The organism is Ectothiorhodospira lacustris (assembly GCF_022227785.1).
In the GTDB taxonomy this organism is placed as follows: Bacteria; Pseudomonadota; Gammaproteobacteria; order Ectothiorhodospirales; family Ectothiorhodospiraceae; genus Ectothiorhodospira; species Ectothiorhodospira lacustris.
Genome location: NZ_JAJNQM010000161.1, coordinates 1 through 1,336, shown reverse-complemented (window position 1 = coordinate 1,336; position 1,336 = coordinate 1). Strand labels below are relative to the sequence as shown.

Below are 1,336 nucleotides of genomic sequence, written 5' to 3'. Positions count from 1 at the left end.
TTGATCGCGCCGACCACGTCGGCGTTTTCCTCGAAGCCGCACTCGACGCAGGCGAACCGCTCCTGTGTCTGCCGGTTGTCCGCCGACACATGGCTGCAGCACGGACAGGTGCGGCTGGTGTTCCGTGGCGGCACTGCAACCAGCCAGCCGCCTTGCCATGCCAACTTGTAATCCAGTTGGCGGCGGAACTCGAACCAGCCTTGATCGAGGATGGACTTGTTCAGGCCGGACTTGGCCCGAACGTTTCTACCCGGCTGCTCGGTGCTGCCTGCCGCCGACCTGGACATGTTCCGTACCTGCAAGTCCTCGATACACACCATCGCGTGGTTTTGGCTGATCGCGGTCGAGGTCTTGTGCAGGAAGTCGCGGCGGGCGTTGCCGATGCGGGCATGAATACCCTGGACGCGGGCTTTCGCCTGCTTCCAGTTGTTGCTGAACTTCACTTTGCGGGAGAGGGCTTGCTGTGCCTTGCAGAGGCGCGTCTCATGCCGTTTGAAGCTGTTGAGTGGTCCGTAGAACGTGCCGTCCGAGAGCGTGGCAAACCGGGCAATGCCCATGTCGATACCGACCGCACCGCCCTGTGGGAGGGGCTGCGCCGCCTCGCGCTCGGTCTGGATGCTCACGAACCATTTGCCGCACGACTGGCTCACGGTGACATTCTTCACCGTGCCCAGTACCTCCCGGCTGTTGCGATAGCGCAGCCAGCCGAGCTTGGGCAGAAATAGACGATTGTTGACCTGATCGAGCTTGATCTGTTTCGGGTCGGGGTAGCGGAAGCTGTCCGACCGGCCTTTCTTCTTGAAACGAGGCAGGTCGGCCCGCTTGGCGAAGAAGTTGCTGTAAGCCCGCTCCAGGTCCTTGAGAGTCTGTTGCAGCGGATGCACTGGCGCATCCGCCAGCCAAGCGGTGTCCAAGCTGTTGCGCCACTCGGTGAGCCGCTTGCACAGCCCAGCGTAGCCGAGTTTCTTCTCGCCGTGCTCGTAGCGTTCTTTCTGCAACGCCAGCGCCCTGTTGTAGACGAACCGGCACGAGCCGGCGAAGCGGCGCATTTGCCGCTCCTGCCGACCGTTGGGCCTCAGCTCGTACTTGTAGGCTTGAAGGCGTTGCATGGCTCAATCATACCCTTGGTCCATGAGCGACGAAAACGAAATTAGACGCGGACGGCACTGCGTTTTCAATATGCACGGCCACTTGGTCCTTTTGGCGAAATAAGGCGTGCTGTGGTCGCCGTCCTACTTCGCTTCAAGCTGCGGTGGTGCGCCGATTTCCATCGTGCGCCAGTACATCGAACAGCAGCAGACCCCACACTGAAACCAAAACCCAAGGACGGCTACGC

At 61.1% G+C, this 1,336-nt stretch carries 1 protein-coding gene and 1 pseudogene; one reads left to right on the top strand and one right to left on the bottom strand.

Annotated features, from left to right (window positions below; all coding sequences use genetic code 11):
* Positions 1–1,109, bottom strand: a 1,109-nt coding sequence (locus LQ952_RS15815) for an RNA-guided endonuclease InsQ/TnpB family protein (RefSeq protein WP_238623573.1), incomplete at its 3' end; no start/stop codon positions are given.
* 103 nt (positions 1,110–1,212) lie between these two features.
* Between LQ952_RS15815 and LQ952_RS16090 the strand changes: the two are divergent.
* Positions 1,213–1,311: pseudogene (locus LQ952_RS16090) on the top strand (transposase); the annotation flags it as partial.
* Positions 1,312–1,336: the final 25 nt, after the last annotated feature.